This is a genomic window from Enterococcus xiangfangensis (assembly GCF_005405365.1).
GTDB classification, from domain to species: Bacteria; Bacillota; Bacilli; order Lactobacillales; family Enterococcaceae; genus Enterococcus_A; species Enterococcus_A xiangfangensis.
Map to the genome: position 1 here is coordinate 190,782 of NZ_BJDX01000004.1, position 22,766 is coordinate 213,547.

General features: G+C 41.1%; 20 protein-coding genes. 2 read left to right on the top strand and 18 right to left on the bottom strand.

Translation table 11 applies throughout. The features are described from left to right. Positions 1 to 71 precede the first annotated feature (71 nt). The 6 genes from aroF to FFM68_RS06735 form a co-directional block, all read right to left on the bottom strand. Positions 72 to 1,112, bottom strand: coding sequence for a 3-deoxy-7-phosphoheptulonate synthase (gene aroF / locus FFM68_RS06710; protein WP_137618637.1), 1,041 nt, complete (start codon positions 1,110 to 1,112; stop codon positions 72 to 74). Between the two features lie 21 nt (positions 1,113 to 1,133). Further along, positions 1,134 to 2,012, bottom strand: coding sequence for a shikimate dehydrogenase (gene aroE / locus FFM68_RS06715; protein WP_137618638.1), 879 nt, complete (start codon positions 2,010 to 2,012; stop codon positions 1,134 to 1,136). 385 nt (positions 2,013 to 2,397) lie between these two features. Beyond that, a complete protein-coding gene (locus FFM68_RS06720; RefSeq protein ID WP_137618639.1) occupies positions 2,398 to 3,180 on the bottom strand; it encodes an ABC transporter ATP-binding protein in 783 nt (260 codons plus the stop codon). 68 nt (positions 3,181 to 3,248) lie between these two features. After that, entirely contained in the window at positions 3,249 to 4,145 is an 897-nt protein-coding gene (locus tag FFM68_RS06725) for an ABC transporter permease (RefSeq protein ID WP_137618640.1), read from the bottom strand. A 4-nt stretch (positions 4,146 to 4,149) separates the two neighbouring features. After that, entirely contained in the window at positions 4,150 to 5,160 is a 1,011-nt protein-coding gene (gene trpX, locus FFM68_RS06730; RefSeq protein WP_137618641.1) for a tryptophan ABC transporter substrate-binding protein, read from the bottom strand. A gap of 364 nt (positions 5,161 to 5,524) precedes the next feature. Continuing rightward, positions 5,525 to 6,085: a hypothetical protein gene (locus tag FFM68_RS06735; protein ID WP_137618642.1), complete on the bottom strand. Its 561-nt coding sequence runs from the start codon at positions 6,083 to 6,085 to the stop codon at positions 5,525 to 5,527. Positions 6,086 to 6,251: 166 nt separating this feature from the next. Between FFM68_RS06735 and FFM68_RS06740 the strand changes: the two genes are divergently transcribed. Both FFM68_RS06740 and efbA read left to right on the top strand, forming a co-directional pair. Next, the gene (locus FFM68_RS06740) at positions 6,252 to 7,919 is read left to right on the top strand and encodes a phosphoenolpyruvate carboxykinase (ATP) (RefSeq protein WP_137618643.1); all 1,668 of its coding nucleotides are present in this window, start codon (positions 6,252 to 6,254) and stop codon (positions 7,917 to 7,919) included. A 79-nt stretch (positions 7,920 to 7,998) separates the two neighbouring features. Next, entirely contained in the window at positions 7,999 to 9,702 is a 1,704-nt protein-coding gene (gene efbA / locus FFM68_RS06745) for a fibronectin-binding protein EfbA (protein WP_137618644.1), read from the top strand. A 19-nt stretch (positions 9,703 to 9,721) separates the two neighbouring features. On the opposite strand, the gene pyrE is transcribed toward efbA, so the two are convergent. The 12 genes from pyrE to lspA all read right to left on the bottom strand — a co-directional run bounded on the left by pyrE (position 9,722) and on the right by lspA (position 22,766). Beyond that, on the bottom strand, positions 9,722 to 10,348 hold the full coding sequence (gene pyrE, locus FFM68_RS06750) for an orotate phosphoribosyltransferase (protein ID WP_137618645.1): 627 nt from the start codon (positions 10,346 to 10,348) through the stop codon (positions 9,722 to 9,724). A 1-nt stretch (position 10,349) separates the two neighbouring features. Beyond that, the gene (gene pyrF, locus FFM68_RS06755) at positions 10,350 to 11,066 is read right to left on the bottom strand and encodes an orotidine-5'-phosphate decarboxylase (protein WP_137618646.1); all 717 of its coding nucleotides are present in this window, start codon (positions 11,064 to 11,066) and stop codon (positions 10,350 to 10,352) included. After that, on the bottom strand, positions 11,066 to 11,983 hold the full coding sequence (locus tag FFM68_RS06760) for a dihydroorotate dehydrogenase (protein ID WP_137618647.1): 918 nt from the start codon (positions 11,981 to 11,983) through the stop codon (positions 11,066 to 11,068). The genes pyrF and FFM68_RS06760 overlap by 1 nt, the downstream gene beginning before the upstream one ends. Continuing rightward, positions 11,983 to 12,771, bottom strand: a complete 789-nt coding sequence (locus FFM68_RS06765; RefSeq protein ID WP_371852011.1) for a dihydroorotate dehydrogenase electron transfer subunit — start codon at positions 12,769 to 12,771, stop codon at positions 11,983 to 11,985. The genes FFM68_RS06760 and FFM68_RS06765 overlap by 1 nt, the downstream gene beginning before the upstream one ends. A gap of 33 nt (positions 12,772 to 12,804) precedes the next feature. Then, complete coding sequence (carB, locus tag FFM68_RS06770) at positions 12,805 to 15,987, bottom strand: carbamoyl-phosphate synthase large subunit (protein WP_137618649.1); 3,183 nt, start codon at positions 15,985 to 15,987, stop codon at positions 12,805 to 12,807. Next, positions 15,988 to 17,067, bottom strand: a complete 1,080-nt coding sequence (locus FFM68_RS06775) for a carbamoyl phosphate synthase small subunit (RefSeq protein ID WP_137618650.1) — start codon at positions 17,065 to 17,067, stop codon at positions 15,988 to 15,990. 4 nt (positions 17,068 to 17,071) lie between these two features. Then, complete coding sequence (gene pyrC, locus FFM68_RS06780; RefSeq protein ID WP_137618651.1) at positions 17,072 to 18,352, bottom strand: dihydroorotase; 1,281 nt, start codon at positions 18,350 to 18,352, stop codon at positions 17,072 to 17,074. A 13-nt stretch (positions 18,353 to 18,365) separates the two neighbouring features. Beyond that, complete coding sequence (locus FFM68_RS06785) at positions 18,366 to 19,292, bottom strand: aspartate carbamoyltransferase catalytic subunit (protein ID WP_137618652.1); 927 nt, start codon at positions 19,290 to 19,292, stop codon at positions 18,366 to 18,368. Between the two features lie 51 nt (positions 19,293 to 19,343). After that, complete coding sequence (locus FFM68_RS06790) at positions 19,344 to 20,618, bottom strand: solute carrier family 23 protein (protein ID WP_137618653.1); 1,275 nt, start codon at positions 20,616 to 20,618, stop codon at positions 19,344 to 19,346. A gap of 37 nt (positions 20,619 to 20,655) precedes the next feature. Next, positions 20,656 to 21,192 carry a bifunctional pyr operon transcriptional regulator/uracil phosphoribosyltransferase PyrR gene (gene pyrR, locus FFM68_RS06795; RefSeq protein WP_137618654.1) on the bottom strand — a complete coding sequence of 179 codons (537 nt, stop codon included), beginning with the start codon at positions 21,190 to 21,192 and terminating at the stop codon, positions 20,656 to 20,658. 211 nt (positions 21,193 to 21,403) lie between these two features. Beyond that, positions 21,404 to 22,312, bottom strand: coding sequence for an RluA family pseudouridine synthase (locus FFM68_RS06800; RefSeq protein WP_137618655.1), 909 nt, complete (start codon positions 22,310 to 22,312; stop codon positions 21,404 to 21,406). After that, on the bottom strand, positions 22,305 to 22,766 hold the full coding sequence (gene lspA / locus FFM68_RS06805; protein ID WP_137618656.1) for a signal peptidase II: 462 nt from the start codon (positions 22,764 to 22,766) through the stop codon (positions 22,305 to 22,307). Before lspA ends, FFM68_RS06800 begins: the two co-directional genes overlap by 8 nt.

Consider the following 22,766-nt stretch of genomic DNA (forward strand, 5'->3'; position numbering starts at 1 on the left):
CAGACTTAGCTTAGTAGATTTCGATTTCCACAATAACCTAAGTCTAGCAAAAAGCAGAACAATTATTTTATTTAAATAAATGAAGGTTCACTCGTTAATTCATTAATTTTTTTCATCGCTTCAACCATGATTTCAACTTCGCTCATCATTTTTAGGTAGTTTTTCTCATTTAATGACTGTTCACCATCAGACCAAGCGTGTAATGGATCGGGATGGATCTCAACGATCATTCCGTCAGCGCCGCTGGCAACCCCTGATCGTGCCATCGGTCCGACAAGGTCCCAAACACCAGTACCGTGACTTGGGTCAACGATTATTGGGAAGTGGCTCAATTTCTTGATTAATGGAACTGCACTTAAATCGAAAGTATTACGAGTCGCTGTTTCGTAAGTGCGAATCCCACGTTCGATGAAAATGATTTTTGAGTTGCCTTGTACTGCAATGTATTCAGCCGCATTCAACCATTCTTGGATTGTGCCTGAGATTCCGCGTTTCAAGCCGATTGGTTTTCCTGTTTTACCAACTGCTTCCAACAAGCGGAAGTTTTGCATGTTGCGTGCACCGATTTGGATAATATCTGCGTATTCACAAACAACGTCGATATGCGCTTCATCCATCACTTCAGTAATTACTTTCAAACCGTGAGCATCCGCGGCTTTACGCATAATTTTCAATCCTTCTTCGCCTAATCCTTGGAAAGCGTATGGTGAAGTCCGTGGTTTGTAAGCCCCGCCACGTAAAATTTTTGCTCCGCCGGCTTTAGCCATGCGTGCAGTTTCCATAATTTGTTCTTCGCCTTCGACAGAACAAGGGCCTGCCATTGTTACAAAACTACCGTCGCCGATTTTTACGCCATCAACATCAACAACTGTATCTTGAGGATGGAACTCTCTTGAAGTGAGTTTGTACGTATTTGAGATAGCAACTGCCCGCTCAACAACACTGTATGCTTGAAACGGAACATTTTGAATAATTTTTGGATCTCCGAGTAATCCTAATACTAACCGATCTTTCCCGCGATTGATTTGAACGCCCAATCCTTCTTCTTCAATCCGTGATAAAATAGGTGACAATTCTGATTCTTTAATTCCTTTTTTTATAATTAAAATCATGCGAATAACTTCCTTCATTTTTTATTTTTTAATTGCATCTTCCAATAACGGTTGGATCATCTCTACTGGCATTTCCTTGCCTGTCCATAATCTAAAAGCGGCGGCTCCTTGATAAAGCAGCATTCCTAAGCCATTAACTGCGGTTGCTCCAGCTGCTTTAGCTGCTTTTAGAAGTTTGGTCTCGCCAGGGTGATAAATTACATCAAATACGGGTAAATCTTTTCTTAACAATGATTCATTCGGTAATGGCATTTGATCTATATTTGGCGCCATCCCAATCCTAGTTGCATTGATTAATAAACTACTTGCTGCTAAAGATTCGGATAATTGCTGTTCGTCAGCCAAATCGTGTAGTTGGATTTGACAGTTGGTTTCTTCAGCGATCAGCGCAAGTTTTGGTTCGATTTTTTGATAAAAGTCATCTTTGATATTGAAAACATCGATGGCTTGTACTCCGTCGATCGCCGCTTGTGTAATAATTGCTGTCGCGGCACCACCAGCTCCAAGAATCGTCATTCTTTTGCCAATGATCTCAATCCCGTTTTGTTTTAGACTCTCCATACAGCCAATACCGTCTGTAATATGTCCGATCAACTTACCATCTTGATTCACAATCGTATTGATTGCTCCGATTAGCCGGGCTGCTTGACTCAGCTCATCAACATATTTGACAGCTTCCATCTTGTGAGGCATCGATAAATTGATTCCCAACATTTCAAGATCACGAATCGCTTGAATACTTTCAGCTAATCTTTCCGGCTGAACGTCAAAACTTAGATAGACTGCATCGACCCCCGTCGCTTTAAATGATGTCGTATGCATCATTGGCGAAAAGCTGTGTCTTGCTGGTAAAGCATACAAGCCGGCTAACCGCGTCTTTCCTGAAATTTCGTTTTCCATCTTTCCTCACTCCTTCTTATAATAATCAACCTTCAATCCGTATTTTAAATATGAAAAAGGCTCATTGTAGAAAATCTACAATGAGCCTAATCTCTCCAAAAAAGATTCCAAAGAAAAAGCCACTATAGATTTTCATCTATGTGGCATTAAGTCATACTTAATATCTCTAGCCATCATAGATACAAACTGGTGTCGTCTGCATCCATGAATCATGAATACAAACCTATCTAAAATAGCTAAAGTAATAATTATTCAGTTGTGTGTGCGTACTCTTATTCTTATTCATAAAGATCGCTCCAAACTGTGATTTAAGATTGAACTTAGTATAGGATTGTTTATAAAATAAGTCAACCTATTTTTTTAGTTTTCTGTAAATTTTTTTTATTTACATCACTTCGACTGCTGGATCACTTTCTTCAAAAAGCAAAAACAGATCAGTCAGTGTCAGTTGTTTTTTCGCTTCGCCGCGGATATCTTTGATGATTTCCCCTTTTTCCATCACGACCACTCGATCGCCATAATGCAAGGCATCTTCCATTTTATGCGTGACCATCAAACACGTCAGCTTTTCTTCTTTGATCCGCTGATCCGTTAATTTCATCAATTGCTTAGCAGTTTTGGGATCAAGTGCGGCTGTATGTTCATCCAATAATAATAAATCTGGTTGAGTGATCGTTGCCATCAGCAGACTCAGCGCTTGTCTTTGGCCACCGGAAAGAGAGCCAGTCGGCGTATCAAGCTGCTTTTCTAAGCCATTGCCAGTCAAGCGGCACAATTCGCGATACAATTCCTTTTTTTGATTGAGTTGGCGTTGACGCAAACGACGCTTTTGTCCGCGTTTTTCAGCCAATCCTAAATTTTCAGCGACTGTCAGCCGTGGCGCAGTCCCCATTTTAGGATCTTGAAATACGCGTGCGATCGAAGAAGCTCGTTGTTCTTCAGAAAGTTTGGTCAAATCTTTGCCCATTACCGAGATCGTTCCGCTATCTAATTGCAAGCTGCCGGAGATACTATTGAAGAGCGTGCTTTTCCCTGCCCCATTCCCCCCTAAAACAGTGACAAATTCACCAGGTGCAATCGTTAAATCTACCTGATTCAAAATTTTACGTTTATCATTTATACCATTGTTGATCGTTTTACTAGCCTGTTTTACTTCTAAGGCATTCATGAGCGCACTCCTTCTATATAATGACATCATTTCGTTTAAAAGATTCACTGATTAATCAGCTGGCTATGCTAATGTGACTTGCTGCCTGCATTTTTTTCTAGTCCTGTTTTCAAATTCAGCGCTTCTTTTAAGCGTGGGATCATCAAACACAAGGCTAAGATGATCGATGAGAAGATCTTCAAATAGGTCGTATCCAAACCGACTTTGATAATGATCAAGATCAGTAATTGATAGATGATACTGCCTAAAACAATCGCGACTAATCGCTCAACAAAAGTAACTTCCCCATAAAGGACTTCGCCGATAATGATCGAAGCAAGTCCAATCACGATCACACCAACACCTTTGCCGATATCAGCGTAACCGTCATTTTGAGCAATCAAAGCCCCTGACAATGCGATGACTCCATTAGATAGTGTCAAGCCGATGACTTTCATCCGATCAGTATTGATACCAATCGAACGAGCCATATTTTCATTATCCCCTGTTGCAATATATGCTTGCCCAAAATCAGTGAAAAAGAAGAACAGCAACAAAGCGATAATAATCAAAATCGCGATTAAACCTAACAAAACAATATCAAAATGGTCCGGTAAGTTTAAGTTAGTAAAGAAATCTTGTATCTTTGGTTGTTTCAATAAAGAAAGGTTGGGTGTTTTCATAATGAACAACATCACTGAATTCAACCCTGACATCACGAGAATTCCAGCTAAAATGACCGGGATCTTCCCTTTAGTATAAAGTATTCCTGTAATAAAGCCTGCACACATTCCTGCAAAGATCCCTAGAAGGGTCGCAAGAATCGGCGACACACCGTTGGTAATAGCTGTGACACAGACTGCACCGCCTAATGGAAAGGATCCCTCTGTTGTCATATCAGGAAAATTTAGAATGCGATACGTCATAAAGATCCCTAATCCTAAAATCCCCCATAAAAAACCTTGTCCTATCGCTGAAATTACCATTTGATTACTCTCCTTTAACGACTTCTGCTTCTTCTTTTATTTTTGCTGGAATTGTGATATTCAATTCTTCCGCTTTTTCTTCATTGATGATCATATCGCCATAGTCGATGACATTAACTGGTGTGTCCGCTGGATCTGATTTACCGCTTAAAACGGCTGCTGCCATTTTTCCTGTTTCAACACCCAGTTCAAATTGGTTTTGACCTACTGTGGCGATTCCGCCTTCTTTTACCATATTATCGACCGATACAAAGACTGGTTTTTTGGCTTTATCTGATTCGTTAATTAATGTTTGGAACGCGCTGGCGATCGTATTGTCTTGCGGGATGTATAAGAAATCTGTTTCTTTGCAAGCTTGTTGAGTGATTGTTGCGATATCATTACTTGAAGAGATCGCGTATTTTTTCACAGTGTATCCTACTTCAGCGGCTTTCTTTTCTGCTCGTTCAATTTGTGATTTTGAATTTTCTTCTGAAGAAGAATAGATCATGCCGACTGTTTTTGCATTTGGGAATAATTCTTTTGCCATGTCGATCTGTTGATCCACCGGTGTTAAGTTATTGACCCCAGTAACATTTCCGCCTGGTTTTTTCAAATTCTTGACTAATCCAGCACTGACAGGGTCGCTGATCGCCCCCATGATGATTGGTTTATCACTGGTTGCATTTGCCAAAGCTTTAGCTGCTGGTGTAGCGATCCCAACTAAGACATCTGATTTCTTTTCTAGTAATTGCTGGCTCATACTGTTTAATTTGCTTTGATCACCTTGACCATTTAAAAATTCGACCTTGATATTTTTTCCATCTACATAGCCTTCTTTTTTCAGACCGGCAATTACTCCGTCTTTGATCTGATCTAACGATGGATGACTAATGAATTGTAAGATCCCGACGGTTTTTACTGCTGGTTTATCCGCTGCAGCATCTGTTTGACGCGACCCCATTTGATAAGCAAATACTCCGATTAAAACAACTGCTAACGCGATGATTGATCCAATAATTCCTTTATTTTTCATAATTAATTCCCCCTAGTATTTTTGTTTTGTGCATATAAAAAGACAACTACCAAAAAACTCTACGGTAGTTGTCTAAAAAACAAAAACCGCATAGATAGTCTCTATGCGGGAATAAGCATGAAAAAATATCCAGCATAGATACAAAATTTAGAAGTTGCCTAAACGTTGTATCTATGAGTGAATCCATAAATACAACTTATCTACGCCAGTTTTGCCAGCTATTCAATTGATTAGATAAGTTTACATGTTTCATGAATGCCACTCCTTCTTGGTTTTTGATGTTGACGTTAGTTTAGCGAAAAAGAAAACAACTGTCAACACTTTTTATTAAAAAAAACTCATTTGTTTCATTTGAAATCTCATTTTACTTTTTTAACGTCCACATCGGCAAGCGATTCAATTCCGGAATGAACGTATCATTTAAATCCGTTAAGCTTTCAACAACAAATCGATTTTTTTCTTTGCCGTTCTGGAAAAAAATAAATGTGACTTGCCGTGGATCGAGCTGATATTTTTTTGCGATTGTCTCACTATCATAGACGATTGGATAATAATAAAATTTGCGATTGAGCATTTTTTCTTGATCGGGATCGTCTAAGATTGTCATGACATTTTCATAAGACGTCCCGCTTGGTTGGCTGAACATGATCGAGATAGCTTTAGTGTCTTTTATTCTCTGATCGACAGTTTGATAATCAAGCGGAATCAAGTGATCTGATTTCAACGATCTGAAGACCAGCTCCTCTAATTGAGAACGACGAATAGCCGTCTGAGCAAATGCGGCTGAAACAGAAAAGATGAGCACTACAACTACTAGACTGACTGCAATCGTTAAGGTGCGTCGTTCATTTTCTGATGCCGCACGGACAAATTCACGCCAAAGAATCAGGCATTTTTCTTTAATGATCGCTGCAGATCTTTTCATAATAACGCCTCCTTATTTATGATTATATTAGTTTTAGTTTAAAAGCGCTACCACCACAACGTATTTCACTATAAAATCAAGATATAAAAAACAAGTTCGATATTTCGTTTGTTAGCGCTTTATTTAAATGATACTATGACACTGAAGAACTTAAGGAGGTAGTACGATGAGCAGTATTGAACATTTTTCCCGCAAGGAGATTACAAAAAGCAATCCACTTTTTTCCAGTATTCGTAGTGTAATTGAAACAGCCTTTTACGGAAATAATGTCGCAAAAATTCGACATTTGACCGATGCATATGCCTTGGCTAAAGCCAGCCCAGGAACAATCACAACTGATCTGGATGTAGCACACACAAACAAATTGCAGCTGCCCACCGATGCAAAAATACTAGTGACAAACGATGGCGCGATCGTTGGACGTACGGCTGCTGCTCGTCGGATCATCGGACAGCAAGGTGTCGATCCGATATTTTACAGCAAACTCTTACGCGAGGCAGTTTTTGAGGCTCGAACCAAACAATTTTATTCTGGTGAAGTGATCGTAGGACTGGATGAAGAATTTACTGTGAAGTCACATTTGATGCTGCCGGCAGATTACAGCCCTAACCTCTACTCCTATTTATTGAATTTTCAAATCAGTGATGCAAAACAACTGTTTTATCAACAGTCTGCTAAGATCGATACAGGTGATCTTTTTATTTTTGCCGATCCTGACTGGAAGCATCCTGATTTTCCAGACGGCGTTGTTGTGATTGATTCGCTGAACAATTGTGCCGGAATTTTAGGCTTGCGTTATTTTGGTGAATTAAAAAAAGCAACTTTGACACTCGCTTGGGCGACGGCTCATCGCAATGGTTTTATCGCTTGTCACGGTGGAATGAAACAATATTTATTAGAAAAGAAAAGCTACACGTTAGCTGCTTTTGGCCTTTCTGGTTCAGGAAAATCAACGATTACCTTAGCAAAACCAAAAAACAATGGAGACGTCCATGTTCTTCACGACGATGCATTTGTCATCTCAAAAGAAAAAGGATCGACAACTGCACTAGAACCAGCTTATTTCGATAAAACCCAAGACTATCCGATGACAAGTAACCAAATACATTACATTGTCACGGCTCAAAATGTCGGTGTCACATTGGATGAGCAAAATAAAAAAGTCCTGGTCACAGAAGATATTCGCAACGGAAACGGTCGCAGCATCAAAAGTCGTTTCGCAACTCCCAATCGGGTAGATCATATTGCAGAAAAAGTCGATGGGCTTTTTTGGATCATGAAAGATGATAGCCTGCCGCCGTTGGTCAAAATCGACGACCCTTCACTAGCTGCAATTTTTGGTGCAACACTTGCGACAAAGCGTTCTACCGCTGAAAATATTAGGACTGATACCGCAAATCAATTAGTCATTGAACCTTTTGCGAACCCTTTTCGCTGTTATCCGCTGAAAGAAGATTATCAAGATTTCAAAGAACTGTTTCAAAAGCAAAAAACAGCATGCTATCTTTTAAATACCGGTGATTTTCAAGGACGCAATATCACTCCTGAAGAGACCTTGGATAGCATCGAAAAAATCATTGACGGCTCCGCAAAATTTTCAGCTTTTGGTCCGCTTGAAAAAATGAGTTATTTACCGATTGACGGTCATGAACCAAATTTCAACGATCGCCATTACTTACAGCAGTTATTGACACGGTTGGAAACAAGATTGACATTTGTTCAAACTTGCAAAATCGAACAAAACGGCTATGATCGTCTGCCTGATGAAGCGGAACAGCTGCTTTTGCAACTGCTGGATAGACTCCGCAGTTATTCTGAGGCCTTAGACGCTTAAACTTCTCGGTGAGTTATTTGGTTATTCGTACTTTTTTGTTTATAATGAACGTATTCTGAATAGAAATGAGGGATAAAAAATGTCCTTTGATGGAGTTTTTACCCATGCAATGGTACAAGAATTGAAAGATCAGCTTGTTACCGGAAGAATATCCAAAATCCACCAGCCTTATGAAAATGAAATCGTACTGGTCATTCGCGCACAAGGAAAAAATCAGCGTCTGCTCCTTTCTGCTCATCCGAGTTATGCGCGGATCCAACTGACTAAGATCGCTTATACCAATCCTGACAATCCGCCTAATTTTGTTATGATGCTGCGGAAATATTTGGACGGTGCGATTTTAGAAGACATTCATCAAATCGAAAATGATCGAGTCGTCCACTTTACTTTTAGCAAACGCGATGAATTAGGTGATTTGCAAAATATCGTGTTGATCGTGGAATTGATGGGTCGTCACTCAACGATCGTCTTATTGAACAAACAGACTGGCAAGATCCTCGATGCGATCAAACATATTGGTCACTCGCAAAATACGTACCGTTCTATTTTGCCTGGTAGTGACTATATCGAACCGCCCAAACAAGAACAAACGAATCCTTTCCACGCTTCAAAAGAACAAGTTTTTGCGACACTCTCCACTGCTGAGACGTTAGATGATCGCTATTTGCAACAAAATTTCCAAGGATTGGGGCGCGATACAGCCGATGAATTAGCCTTTCGTCTTTTAGAAAAACCAAATGAAAAAATGGCCGTTTGGACCGATTTCTGGCAAAGTATCCAAAACAAGCTTGCACCGACACTCGGCTTAAAAAACAAAAAAGAATTCTTTGCACCGCTTGTTTTTAAAACCTTTGAAGCCCCCGCAACTTACGCTGATTTAAGTACTTTGTTGGATGCCTTCTATGGTGAAAAGGCTGAAAAAGATCGGGTCAAACAACTCGGCAATGAATTGATTCGAAAAGTTGAAAATGAGATCAAACGTAATCAAACCAAACTTGCAAAACGAGAAAAAACTTTGCTAGATTCTGAGAACGCCGAAGAATTTCGACGTGATGGTGAATTATTGACAACTTTCATGGCACAAGTCCCACGAGGTGTTGAAACGATCGAATTACAAAATTACTATGAGGACAATGCTCCAATTACGATCAAATTAAATCCGGCATTGACTCCGAATCAGAACGCACAGAAGTACTTCCAAAAATATCAAAAACTAAAAAATGCTGTCAAATTGATTTATGATCAAATTGCTGAAGCCAAAGATGAGATCAATTATCTTGAATCCGTCCTGGCTCAGTTGGAAATCGCAGGCCCAATGGATATTGAAGTCATTAAGGAAGAACTTGTTGCTAGCGGTTATTTAAAACAAAAGCGTAACAAGAAAAATCGCAAGCAGGCTCCTTCTAAGCCGGAACATTTTACTGCTAGTGATGGTACTTCGATTTTAGTTGGTAAAAATAATCTTCAAAATGACCAATTGACCTTAAAACAAGCTAGAAAGACTGATATCTGGCTACATGCAAAAAACATTCCAGGCTCTCATGTGATTATAAAAAATGAGAATCCGAGTGAAGAAACGTTGTTGGAAGCTGCTGAATTGGCCGCGTATTTTTCTAAATTCCGTCAATCTGCACAAGTCCCTGTAGATTATGTCGCCGTCAAACATGTCCATAAACCAAACGGTGCTCGACCCGGTTTTGTTATTTATGAAAATCAAAAGACCCTCTTTGTAACGCCCGAAGAAGCAGTGGTCGAACAATTACGCAAAAACGGAACAGCTTAAGCTGCTCCGTTTTTTTATCTTAATTCAACCAGCCTTCTGGATCTTTGCGCCATTTTTTTAACAATGCAAGTTGATCGTGATTAATATAATTTTCTTGCAGAGCACTTTCAATCAAAGTAGAATAATTTGTCAATGTAATCAACGGCATTTTAACTGCTGCAAAATTTTCTTTTCCTTTAGCTAGTTCATAAGTGAAGATTGCTGCAACGCCTAATACAGTTGCTCCCTCTTTTTTAGCCGCTGCCGCAGCTTCTAAAACACTGCCGCCAGTTGAGATCAAGTCTTCAATCACGACCATTTTCTGTCCTTCTGTGATCCGACCTTCAATTTGATTGCCGCGACCATGATCTTTTGCTTTGCTGCGGATATAGACCATCGGCAAATCCAAAATCTCTGCTACCCAAGCAGCATGAGGAATCCCCGCTGTAGCTGTTCCAGCGATCACTTCAACATCAGGAAATGTCTCTTTGATTTTTGCTGCTAAGCCTTGTGCGATCGCCCGGCGCACTTCAGGATAACTCATTGTCACACGATTGTCACAGTAAATTGGTGATTTTAATCCACTTGCCCAAGTAAAAGGTTCATCAGGACTCAAAGAGACTGCTTCGATTGATAATAACTCTTTAGCAATTTGTTCTGCGATCATTTTATACTTCACCGTTCCATTCTTTTTTGATTTGCAAATAACTTTGATAAGGAGCCTGTGCTTGTGTGATTGGTCGACCAACAACAATGTAATTTGAACCGATCTCACGTGCTTTCGCAGGAGTCATCACGCGTTTTTGATCGCCGACACCGGCACCTTGCGGACGAATTCCCGGCGTCAAACAAATAAATGAATCATTTGTTGCTTGATGGATATTCTCCACTTCCTGAGCTGAACAAACGACCCCAGCTAATCCAGCTTTTTCTGCTGTTTTCGCATAATGTAAGACGCTTTCTTGTAAACTGACTGAGATAAGCTGATCTTCGTGCATCTGCTCTTCACTAGTGGAAGTTAATTGAGTTACAGCAATCAGTTCCGGAACTGGTTGACCTTCCAAAGTCCCTTCAAGCAAGCCTTTTTTTGCTGCTTGCATCATTTCCACACCGCCGGCTGCATGGACATTGGTGATTTTAACACCCATTTTGGCGATTCCGCGCATCGCTTTTTGAACAGTATTGGGAATATCATGCAGTTTTAGATCAAGAAAGATATCGTGGCCTTGTCTGCGTAAGAAATTTACAATTGCGGGACCTTCTTGATAAAAAAGTTCCATTCCAATTTTAATAAACAATTTCTCATCGATTGGAAAATAAGTCAAAAATTTTTCGATTTCTTTTTTTGAGGCAAAGTCAAACGCGATTATCGGACGTTGTTCCATTAACGGGCCTCCTTAACTTCTCGGCGTAATTGCTCCAAAGATTCAATTCCTAGTTCAGCCATTCGAACTGGCAGTTCCTCAATCAATTTTGGACAAACATACGGATCGGTAAAATTTGCCGTTCCAACAGCAACAGCACTTGCTCCTGCCATAAACATTTCTAAGACATCATCGACCGTTTGGACTCCGCCCATACCAATAATCGGCAGTTCACTAACTGCGGCTACTTGGTTGATTAAGCGGATCGCTACTGGTTTGATAGCTGGACCAGATAAGCCGCCAGTACGATTAGCAAGAATCGGTTGGCGTGTTTTTAAATCGATTCGCATCCCTAATAATGTATTGATCATTGTAAACCCATCTGCTCCGCCTTTTTCGATTGCTTTTGCAATCGGGACAATATCCGTCACATTCGGGCTTAATTTGACATAGACCGGAACACTAGCGACTTCTTTGACTGACTTAGTCAACCGATAGGCTACCTCTGGATCGGTTCCAAAAGCGATCCCGCCGTGTTTTACATTTGGACAAGAAATGTTCAACTCAATTGCTTTGACATTGGACGCATCGCCGATTTTGGCACAAACTTCGACATAATCTTCCTCACAAGCCCCAGCAACATTCGCAATGATTGGCAATTCTTGATACTGCTCTAAACTTGGCAAAATATCCCGCAAAACGACTTCCATCCCGGGATTTTGTAACCCGATCGCATTTAGCATCCCGCTTGGGGTCTCTGCAACTCGCGGTGTCTCATTTCCGAAACGGACTTTAGGTGTTGTCGCTTTGATCATGATGGCGCCTAATTGATTCAAATCATAATAATCTGCATACTCTTTGCCAAACCCGAAACAGCCGCTCGCCGGCATGATCGGATTTTTCAAGTCGAGCCCTGGTAATTTGACTGCAATACTCATTAAAAGATGACCTCCCCTGCTTGGAAAACGGGACCGTCTTCACATACTTTGACACTCTTTGTTTCATCCCCCGGCACATGACAGACACAAGCATAACAAGCTCCCATGCCACAAGCCATTCGAGATTCGATTGAAAGTTGAACATTTTCTACTTTAGAATAGAGCTGTTCGACTGTTTTTAGCAGACCGTTATTTCCACAAGCAAAAACTGCGTCAGGTTGAGAAGTTTTTGCCATCAAGAGATTTCCAACATTTCCTTGAACACCAAAGGTTCCATCATCAGTTGAAAAATGTGTCTCTCCCAATGCTTGAAATTCATTGGCATAATAGACCGCCTCTTGTGTTCCAAAACCAAGAAAGTGGACGACTTCTACCCCTTTTGCTTTCAAGTCTTTAGAAAGCTGATAAAGCGGCGGTACTCCGATTCCGCCACCGACAATAAAGGCAGTGTCACCAGCATTCAGCTTATCAATTTCAAAGCCGTGCCCTAATGGCCCCATAACATCTAACTGATTTCCTGGTGAAAGTTCAGAAAAACATTTTGTTCCAGCGCCTTCGACTCGATAAATAATCGTGCAAGTTCCTGTGTCTTGATCGTATTGATTAATACTGATTGGGCGACGCAATAATAGATCACTTCTCGGCACACGAATATGCAAAAACTGTCCAGGCATCTGTATTTCTTTGACTAACTCTCCTGATAAAACCAATTCATAGATTTTCGGTGCTAATTCTTGTTGACGAACAATCGTCATCATTTCCTGCTTCATAACGGCCTCCCTATAAATCGACAGAGCAAAGTGTCCTTTGCTCTGTGAAAGTTAAATTTTTTGGATTGAAAATGCCCGTGACTCCATTACTCTCAAAATAGCATCTGCTGTATCTAACGATGTAAATAATGGGACGCCGTGTTCCACTGCTTCGCGTCGAATGATAAACCCATCTTCTGAAACATTTTGCCGGTTTTTATCCATCGTATTGATGACAACTTGTGCTTCTCCGTTGCGGATCAAATCGATGACATTGTGATCATCCGCTTCAGAAATTTTAGCAATTTTTTTCGAGTTTAGACCATTTTTTTCGAAAAATTCAGCGGTTCCTGCTGTAGCGATCAGACTGTAACCGACCTCTTTGAATCGTTTAGCTAAGTTTAAGGCCTCTTCTTTTGTTTCGTCTGCGACCGTGAACAAGACAGCCCCGAATTCTGGCAGATGAAGTCCTGCTGCAGCGAATGCTTTGTACAGTGCTTTCGCTAAATTGCGATCCGTTCCCATGACTTCGCCGGTAGATTTCATTTCAGGTCCTAAGTAAGTGTCCACTTTTTGCAGCTTAGTGAAACTGAAAACAGGTGCTTTAACATGGACCATTTCACTTTCGGGATACAGGCCATCTTGATAACCTATTTCTTTCAAACTTTGTCCTAAAATTGCCTTTGTCGCGATTTGTGCCATCGGGATATTCGTGATTTTACTCAAGAATGGAACTGTACGGCTTGCCCGCGGGTTAACTTCGATTACGAAGACTTCATTATCATGAATAACAAATTGAATATTCATCATACCGATGCAGTTCATCCCCAACGCCAAGCGGCGCGTATATTCTTCAATTGTCGCTTTTAACTCAGCCGAGAAAGTCTGCGGCGGATAGACTGCCATCGAATCTCCAGAATGGACCCCAGCTCGTTCAATGTGTTCCATAATACCTGGAATCAAAACAGTTTCGCCATCACAGATCGCATCTACTTCACATTCTTTACCGACCAAGTAGCGATCGACTAAAACCGGATGTTCTGGTGAGGCCTTGACTGCATTGGCCATGTAATCTTCTAAATCAGACTGATTTTCAACGATTTCCATTGCGCGTCCGCCTAATACATAACTTGGGCGAACTAAGACGGGATAGCCAATTCTTTCGGCGATCTTTACCGCTTCTTTTGCGCTTGTTGCTGTATCGCCAGGCGGTTGTGGAATTGATAGGCTTTGCAAAACTTGTTCGAATTGGTCGCGATCTTCTGCTCGATCCAAATCTTCGATAGCAGTTCCTAAAATTTTGACACCATTATTTACTAGCGGTTCGGCTAAGTTAATTGCAGTCTGGCCACCAAATTGAACGATGACACCCATCGGTTGTTCCAATTCGATCACATTCAGTACATCTTCTAGCGTCAGCGGTTCAAAATACAGCTTGTCTGAGACTGAGAAGTCGGTTGAAACGGTCTCTGGATTACTATTCATGATGATTGCTTCATAACCAGCGGCTTGGATTGCTTTAACAGAGTGGACAGTCGCATAGTCAAATTCGACCCCTTGGCCGATTCGAATCGGTCCTGAACCTAAGACTAAGACAGATTCTTTCTTAGAACGAATGCTTTCATTTTCAAATTCATACGTGCTGTAAAAATAAGGTGTTTGTGATTCGAATTCTGCCGCACAAGTATCAACCATTTTATACACCGGTACGATTTTTTCTGCGATTCGGAACTCGCGAACTTCGCTAGCGTTCATCTCCCAAAGTTGTGCGATTTTTATATCAGAAAAACCGTTTTGTTTGGCTAATTTCAAAATAGCTGTGTTCTTCTTATTTTGTGTCAATGCTGCTTCTAATTCCACGATATGGAGTAATTTATCTAAGAAAAACAAATCGACTTTAGTCAATTTATTGATTTCTTGGATTGAATATCCTCGTCGAATCGCTTCAGTCAGGTAGAATAACCGATCGTCTTGGGCTTTGACCATTTTTTCGGTCAATTCATCGTCGGTGACTTCGCTTAACTCCGGTAATTCAGCGTGGTAAGTCCCAATTTCTAATGAGCGAACTGCTTTGAGCAAGGATTCTTCAATATTTCGCCCAATCGCCATCACTTCACCGGTAGCTTTCATCTGAGTTCCCAAAACACGTTCGCCGCTTTCAAATTTGTCAAACGGCCAACGCGGAATTTTTGCGACCACATAATCTAATGCTGGTTCAAATTCTGCATAAGTTGTCTCTGTTACCGGATTTTTCATTTCGTCTAAGGTAAGTCCTACCGCAATTTTCGCAGCAAGTTTTGCGATGGGATACCCAGTAGCTTTACTTGCTAAGGCAGAGGAACGTGAGACCCGCGGATTTACTTCGATGACATAATAATTGAAGCTATGTGGATCCAGCGCTAACTGAACATTACAGCCGCCCTCGATTTTCAATGCGCGGATGATCGATAAGGACGCATCCCGCAACATTTGATATTCATAATCAGACAATGTCTGGCTTGGCGCAAAAACGATTGAATCCCCAGTATGAATGCCGACTGGATCGAAGTTCTCCATATTACATACAACAATGGCATTGTCCGCTGAGTCTCGCATCACTTCATATTCGATCTCTTTAAAGCCGGCAATCGATTTTTCAATCAAACATTGTGTCGCTGGTGAAAGTTTCAAGCCATTTTCCGCAATCGTCCGCAATTCTTCTTCGTTATCGCACATTCCGCCGCCAGTTCCGCCTAAAGTGAAAGCTGGTCGAACGATGATTGGATAGCCGATGATATTCGCAAATGCCACCGCTTCTTCAACTGTATTAACGATCTCTGATTGTGGGATTGGTTGCTCCAATTCTTCCATCAATTGCTTGAACAGATCCCGGTCTTCTGCTTGATCGATCGCTGATAATTTTGTTCCAAGCAATTCGATGTTCAATTCATCCAGAATCCCAGATTCAGCTAATTCAATCGCCATATTCAAACCTGTTTGTCCGCCAAGTGTCGGCAAGATCGCATCTGGTAATTCTTTACGTAAAATACGAGAAACAAATTCTAAGGTGATTGGTTCAATATAAACGGTATCTGCGATTTCTTGGTCGGTCATGATCGTCGCTGGATTTGAATTGACTAAAACAACTTCGTATCCTTCTTCTCTTAACGCTAAGCAAGCTTGCGTGCCGGCATAGTCAAATTCTGCGGCTTGGCCGATCACGATTGGACCTGATCCGATAACCATGATCTTTTTAATATCTGTACGTTTTGGCATTTATGCTTGCTCCTTCCATGCATCCATCATTTCCATAAACTCATCGAATAAGTGTACCCCATCGTGTGGTCCCGGCGCAGCATCAGGATGATATTGTACGCTAAATGCCGGATAATTGCGGTGACGGACCCCTTCGACTGTCCCATCATTGACTTCTATATGGGTGATCATTAATTTTTCAGGATCAATCGTTTTTTCATCGACTGCAAAACCGTGATTTTGAGAAGTGAAATCGATCCGTCCAGTTGCGATTTCACGGACTGGATGATTTAATCCTCGATGACCGAATTTCATTTTATACGTATTGGCACCGTTAGCTAAGGCGAAAAGTTGATGTCCTAAACAGATTCCAAAAATAGGAACCTTTCCTTGGATTTGTTGAATCATTTCAATCGCTTCCGGCACATCTTTAGGATCTCCCGGTCCATTCGTCAACATCACGCCATCTGGACAAAGATCTAAAATTGATTGTGCATCCGTGTTGTAAGGCATCACAGTCAAGTTACATTCCCGCCGTGATAATTCTCGTAAGATACTGTGTTTCAACCCAAAATCAATCACAACAACATTGCGGCCCACACCAGGGCTTGGGTAAGGTGTCACGGTAGATACTTGTGCGACTTGATTGGTTGGTAAAACCGTTGCTTTTAGTTGATCAAATGAGTGCTCTAATTGATCGGCTGGATCAACGATACTGCCTTTCATCGTTCCTGCACTGCGTAATTTTTTCGTTAGTGCGCGTGTATCGATCCCGGAAATTCCTGGAATCCCTTTTCGTTTCAAAAATTCATCTAACGTCATTTGGTTGCGCCAATTACTGGCCAACCGCGCGTGTTCCTTGACGATTACTCCTTTACAAGTCGGCGCGATGGATTCATAGTCATCGCGGTTCACACCATAGTTTCCTACCATTGGATAGGTGAATGTAATGATCTGCCCGTTGAAACTTTGATCGGTGATCGTTTCTTGATATCCTGTCATACTAGTAGTAAAGACGACTTCACCGGCGACAGTCGCTTCGCCGCCAAATCCTTCGCCTTCAAATACTGTGCCATCTTCTAAAATTAAAAGTCTTTTCAACGTTTTAGTCCTCCTTGTTGTATACCAACTGACCATCTACAAAGGTCATCAGTGTTGCACCTTTGACCGGCCAGCCAGTAAAAGGTGTGTTCACTCCTAATGATGCAAATTTCTTATCATCAATCGTTTCTTCGTGACTTAGATCAAACACTGCGATGTCGGCCGGTTGACCGATAGTCAAAGTACCCACAGTCAGTCCGAAAATCTCTGCTGGTTTGACCGCCATCCAATCAATCACTTGTTCTAATGTAAAGCGTCCTGTTTCAACAAAGTGTGTGTAAATCAATTGGAAAGCTGTCTCACTGCCGACGATCCCGAAAGGTGCTTTCAAAAAACTTTGATTTTTTTCTTCGAACCCGTGTGGAGCATGATCAGTCGCGATACAATCGATCGTCCCATCAAGCAACCCTCCGATCAATGCTTCACGATCCGCTGTTCCTCGTAACGGCGGATTCATCTTCCAATAGCCATGATCTGCTGTAATATTTTCATCGATCAAAATCAAATGATGCGGTGATACTTCAGCGGTCACATGAACTCCAGCTTTTTTTGCCTCACGAATGATTCGAACACTTTCTTTGGTAGATACGTGACAGACATGATAGTGAACGCCTGTTTCTTCAGCTAAAATCAAATCTCTTGCAATTTGTGACGATTCTGTAGCGCTTAAAATCCCAGGAAGTTCTAGTTGCTCGCTGATTTTTCCTTTATGCATCACGCCGCCAAATAATAAGGACTCATCTTCGGTATGAGCGACCAGTGCCATCTTATTTTCAGCAGCTTCTTTCATCGCTAAGTACATCGTTCCGGCAGTTTGTACTCCTACTCCGTCATTAGTAAAAGCAAATGCTCCAGCAGCCTTCAGCCCTTTTTGATTGGTCAGATTCTCGCTGCGTAGTGTTTCAGTGATTGGCGCGTATTGATGAACTTTCACCACAGCTTCTTTTTCAATAAGTGCTTGTACCTCGTTGAATTTTTCTACCGTATCCGGAACTGGATCTAAATTAGGCATTGCGCAAACAGTCGTGTAGCCGCCGCGTGCTGCAGCTTTTGATCCGTCTTTGATCGTCTCTTTATAAGTGAATCCTGGTTCTCGCAAGTGAACGTGGACATCAACTAAACCTGGTGTAATCAATTGATTTTTGGCATCATATTCTTGATCAAACGTTATGGTTGAGAAATTTTTTCCAATGCCGGCGATGATACCATCTTCCAACCAAAGGTCACATGTCGTTGTTTGATTTTCTTTTGTCACGATTTTTCCATTTTTAATCAATGTTTTCATTTTATCTGCCCCTTTACGATTTCCCTCTGAGTATTGCTTCTAAAATGGCCATCCGAATATAAACGCCATTTGTCATTTGTGAAACGATGCGTGATTGCAAGCTTTCGACTAAACTATCAGCAATTTCCACATCGCGATTAACTGGTGCCGGGTGCATAATGATTGCATTATCTTTCAACTGCTTTCCCCGTTCGAGTGTCAAGCCGTATTTTTGATGATAGTCTTCCTTTGAAAAACTCTCTTGACCATCATGGCGTTCATGCTGGACTCTTAAAAGCATCATGACATCGACTTGTGGGACTAGTTCATCCAACGGTCGATAGGTCCCATAAACATCAAAACTCTCATCGTACCATTCCTCCGGTCCTGAAAAATAAACTTCCGCCCCCAGTCGTTTTAACATTTGCATATTTGATTTGGCAACTCGCGAGTGAGTGATGTCCCCGACGATCGCAATTTTTAAATTGTTGAAGTGATTGAATTCCTGATGAATCGTCATAAGGTCTAACAAGCACTGTGTCGGGTGTTGACCACTGCCATCACCGCCGTTCACAATCGAACATTGAATCGTTTTACTTTGGATCAGCTCGTCGTAATAATTTTCATCACTGTGTCGAATAACTGCGACATCAACTCCTAAGGCGGACATCGTTAAGACTGTGTCATACAGCGTCTCACCTTTTTGGACAGAACTGGTTTTAGCATCAAAATCAATCACATCTAGTCCAAGTTTTTTTTCAGCAACTTCAAAACTTTTATGCGTCCGGGTACTATTTTCAAAGAAAAGATTAGTGACAAAGTATTGATCCTTATAAGGTGCCCAACGCGCGCCTTGTTTGAACTGCTGCGCTCGGAAAATCAGTCCCATCACCTCTTGATCGGTCAAGGCTTCGACTGTCAATAAGTGTTTTAGACTAATCTCCTCTGACTGGATGATCATGAAATTTCCTCCTTATTTGTACTAGCTTATTTTTTTATAATAAGTGTATGCTTATTTCTTTTCGCTGCGTGCTTGTTCCGGCAAAATGAGATTCAAAACAATTCCTAGAACTGTAGCTAGAGCCATCGCAGATAACGTAAACGTTCCGGCTTCAAAAACTAAACCACCGATGCCGATGACTAAAATAGTCGAAGCAATCAGTAAATTTTTCTTGCGGTCAAAATCGATCTTATTTTCAATCAAGATTTTTAAACCGCTGGCTGCAATAACACCGAACAAAATGAAGCTGATGCCTGAGATCACCGGTCCAGGAATACTTAAGATCAACGCGCTGAGTTTTCCGACAAAACCTAACAATACTGCGAAGATCGCCGCTCCACCGATCACAAAGACACTGTGAACGCGCGTGATTGCAAGCACACCGATATTTTCACCATAACTTGTTACTGGAGGCCCCCCGACGAAGCCGGCAACGATTTGCGCCAGGCCGTCACCCATCAGTGTGCGATCTAAGCCGGGATCTTCAAAGAAATTTCGTTTTGTCAGTTTATTTAATACCATCAAGTGTCCGATATGTTCAGTCATTGTGACAAAAGCGATTGGTGCCATTGTGGTAATCGCATTGATGTACAACTTAGGTTGATAGCTGATAAAAGGAACGTTGAAAGCGGGCATTGCTAGCCACTTCGCTTCGATGATCGGCTGATAATCGATGATACCGAAAATCATCGCTGTGATATAGCCTCCGATGATGCCCAGTAAGATTGGAATCAGTCCTAAGAAGCCAGTGAAAAACATATTGAAAAAGATTGTTAAAGCCAATGTGATCAGAGCAACTATCACGTATTTGAAGCTGTATACACCATTGTTATACATTGCGTTTTGCGCGGCGTTACTGGCTAACCCTAAGCCGATGACCATCACGACCGGTCCTACAACGATTGGCGGTAAGATTTTGTCTAGCCAGCCAGAACCAATTTTTCGAATAACAAAGGAGACGATCAAGTAAACTAAGCCGCAAGTTAGTGCGCCTTGTGCAATTGCAGGGTATCCGTCACTCTTCATCAATAATTTCATAGCCGCGATAAAAGCGAAACTGCTACCTAGATAAGCGGGAATCTTGCCTTTTGTTACCGTTAAGTAAACCAAGGTGCCTAAGCCAGAACTTACAAGCGCAATACTCGGATTGATGCCGACTAAGATTGGAACCAAAACCGTTGCGCCAAACATCGTGAACAAGTGTTGGATACTTAATCCAACCCAATGACCAGCACTTGGGCGATCGTGAATATCTAAAACAACATCATCATTGTGAAACTCTTGCATGAAATTCCCTCTTTCCAGCTTCTATTTATCAATTTTTTTAGTCTTCTTTTTGGATCAAGATTCGATCTTGTCCGTCGCTTTCTTCCATTTCAACAACGATTTCTTCAGTCAGTGCAGTTGGAATATTCTTTCCGACATAATCTGCGCGGATCGGTAATTCGCGATGGCCGCGATCGACTAGAACCGCTAATGAAATGCGATTTGGACGACCTAAGTCGATCACAGCGTCTAATGCTGCACGAATCGTTCTGCCGGTGAACAAGACATCGTCGACTAAAATTACTTCTTTTCCTTCAATCGAGAAGGGGATATCTGAAGAGTGGATCTCTGGTTCTGCTTCTTGGATTTTTACGTCATCGCGATACAAGGTGATGTCTAATTCTCCAACGGGCACTTCTTTATGTTCCAATTGTTTTAAGCGTTCTGCGATTCGCTGTGCGATAAAGATCCCGCGAGTTTTGATCCCAATCAAGACGATATCTTGCACACCTTTGTTTCGTTCAATAATCTCATACGTTATCCGAGTCAACGCTCGCTTCATTGTTACCTCATCTACTACTTCTTTTTTATACATCCTGTCTCCTCCTTATTTTTGCAATAAAAAAACTCCTACCCGTAATTAGGTAGGAGGAATGTTAGCAACTTCGTCAAAATGATAGTGTTCACCTAGGCGCACCTAGTCCAAACTACTATCGAATTCCTTCTTAGCCTCACGGGACTACTCTTAAAGGATCATATTCAATTATTTCTTGCTACAGTCACTATACTATTCCTTAATTAAGAAATCAATCTTTTTCTGTTAACTGTTTCAAAGTTTTTTTGAAAATTTCTGGTAACGGTGCCTCAAAGACCATCATTTCACCAGTCGTCGGATGTTCAAAGCCTAGTAGTTTGGCATGAAGAAATTGACCATTTCCCTTTAATGTCTTTTTTGGACCATATAATGGATCGCCGGCTACTGGGTAACCGATGTATTGCATATGGACTCTGATTTGATGCGTTCGGCCAGTCTCTAATTGTAATTCAATCAACGTATAGCCTTCAAACCGTTTTAAAACTTCAAAATGAGTCACGGCAGATTTTCCATCTTCTATTACTGCCTGCATCTTGCGATTAGTTTTTGAACGACCTATCGGAGCTTCGATTCGACCTTTTTCATGAGGGATTTCTCCGTGAACTAGTGCTACATATTTTCGTAAAGAAGTTTTGTCTTTTAATTGTTTAGCTAATGCTTCATGCGCCTGATCATTTTTAGCTACCATCAATAAACCAGAAGTGTCTTTGTCGATTCGATGTACGATCCCTGGACGAACAACGTCGTTGATCGTTGATAAGTTTTTGATTTGGTACAATAAACCATTGACCAACGTTCCTTTCGGATGTCCTGCAGATGGATGAACCACCATTCCTTGAGGTTTATTGACTACGACTACATCGTCATCTTCGTAGACGATCGTCAAATCAAGATTTTCTGGGACAAGATCTAATTCTTCCGGTTCCGGAATTTCAATTAAAATTTTATCTCCAGCGTGTACTTTATAATTTGCTTTGATGACTTTGCCATCGATTGAAACGTGCTGTTCTTTAATCCATTGTTGGAGTTGTGAGCGCGAATGATCGGCTAAACGGTCATTCAACACTTTATCGATTCTGCCTGTTTCGTCTTTTATGATTACTTCAATTTGATTATCCATTTTTTTTATCTCTCTCATCTAATAAAATATAAATAAATAGCATGATCACGCCAGCGACTAAAGCCATATCTGCAATATTGAAAATTGGAAAATTGATAAAGTCTAACTGAAACATATCTACCACATAACCCAAGCGAAAACGATCAATGAAATTGCCCAACGCCCCAGCTAGAAAAAAACTCAAACCGATCGTTAGCCATTTACTATCGTGTAAATGTTTGACTAAATAAAAAACCACCGCAATGACTGCCGCAATCGTAATCAGAATAAAAAAAGTCCGCTGACCTTCAAATAAACTGAACGCTCCGCCTGTGTTGCGAATGTGTGTCAATGATAACACATTCGGTATTATCTCCTGGCTGTCACCAAAATTGTATTCATTGACGATCCACCATTTGAACCACTGGTCTAAACCGATGATTCCTGCACTTAATAATAAATAAATAATTAACAA

Coding starts and splice junctions, on each gene's coding strand:
- aroF (WP_137618637.1), bottom strand. CDS start 1,112: ATGATTTTAATTATAAAAAAAGGAATTAAAGAATCAGAATTGTCACCT.
- aroE (WP_137618638.1), bottom strand. CDS start 2,012: ATGGAAAACGAAATTTCAGGAAAGACGCGGTTAGCCGGCTTGTATGCT.
- FFM68_RS06720 (WP_137618639.1), bottom strand. CDS start 3,180: ATGAATGCCTTAGAAGTAAAACAGGCTAGTAAAACGATCAACAATGGT.
- FFM68_RS06725 (WP_137618640.1), bottom strand. CDS start 4,145: ATGGTAATTTCAGCGATAGGACAAGGTTTTTTATGGGGGATTTTAGGA.
- trpX (WP_137618641.1), bottom strand. CDS start 5,160: ATGAAAAATAAAGGAATTATTGGATCAATCATCGCGTTAGCAGTTGTT.
- FFM68_RS06735 (WP_137618642.1), bottom strand. CDS start 6,085: ATGAAAAGATCTGCAGCGATCATTAAAGAAAAATGCCTGATTCTTTGG.
- FFM68_RS06740 (WP_137618643.1), top strand. CDS start 6,252: ATGAGCAGTATTGAACATTTTTCCCGCAAGGAGATTACAAAAAGCAAT.
- efbA (WP_137618644.1), top strand. CDS start 7,999: ATGTCCTTTGATGGAGTTTTTACCCATGCAATGGTACAAGAATTGAAA.
- pyrE (WP_137618645.1), bottom strand. CDS start 10,348: ATGATCGCAGAACAAATTGCTAAAGAGTTATTATCAATCGAAGCAGTC.
- pyrF (WP_137618646.1), bottom strand. CDS start 11,066: ATGGAACAACGTCCGATAATCGCGTTTGACTTTGCCTCAAAAAAAGAA.
- FFM68_RS06760 (WP_137618647.1), bottom strand. CDS start 11,983: ATGAGTATTGCAGTCAAATTACCAGGGCTCGACTTGAAAAATCCGATC.
- carB (WP_137618649.1), bottom strand. CDS start 15,987: ATGCCAAAACGTACAGATATTAAAAAGATCATGGTTATCGGATCAGGT.
- pyrC (WP_137618651.1), bottom strand. CDS start 18,352: ATGAAAACATTGATTAAAAATGGAAAAATCGTGACAAAAGAAAATCAA.
- FFM68_RS06785 (WP_137618652.1), bottom strand. CDS start 19,292: ATGATCATCCAGTCAGAGGAGATTAGTCTAAAACACTTATTGACAGTC.
- FFM68_RS06790 (WP_137618653.1), bottom strand. CDS start 20,618: ATGCAAGAGTTTCACAATGATGATGTTGTTTTAGATATTCACGATCGC.
- pyrR (WP_137618654.1), bottom strand. CDS start 21,192: ATGTATAAAAAAGAAGTAGTAGATGAGGTAACAATGAAGCGAGCGTTG.
- FFM68_RS06800 (WP_137618655.1), bottom strand. CDS start 22,312: ATGGATAATCAAATTGAAGTAATCATAAAAGACGAAACAGGCAGAATC.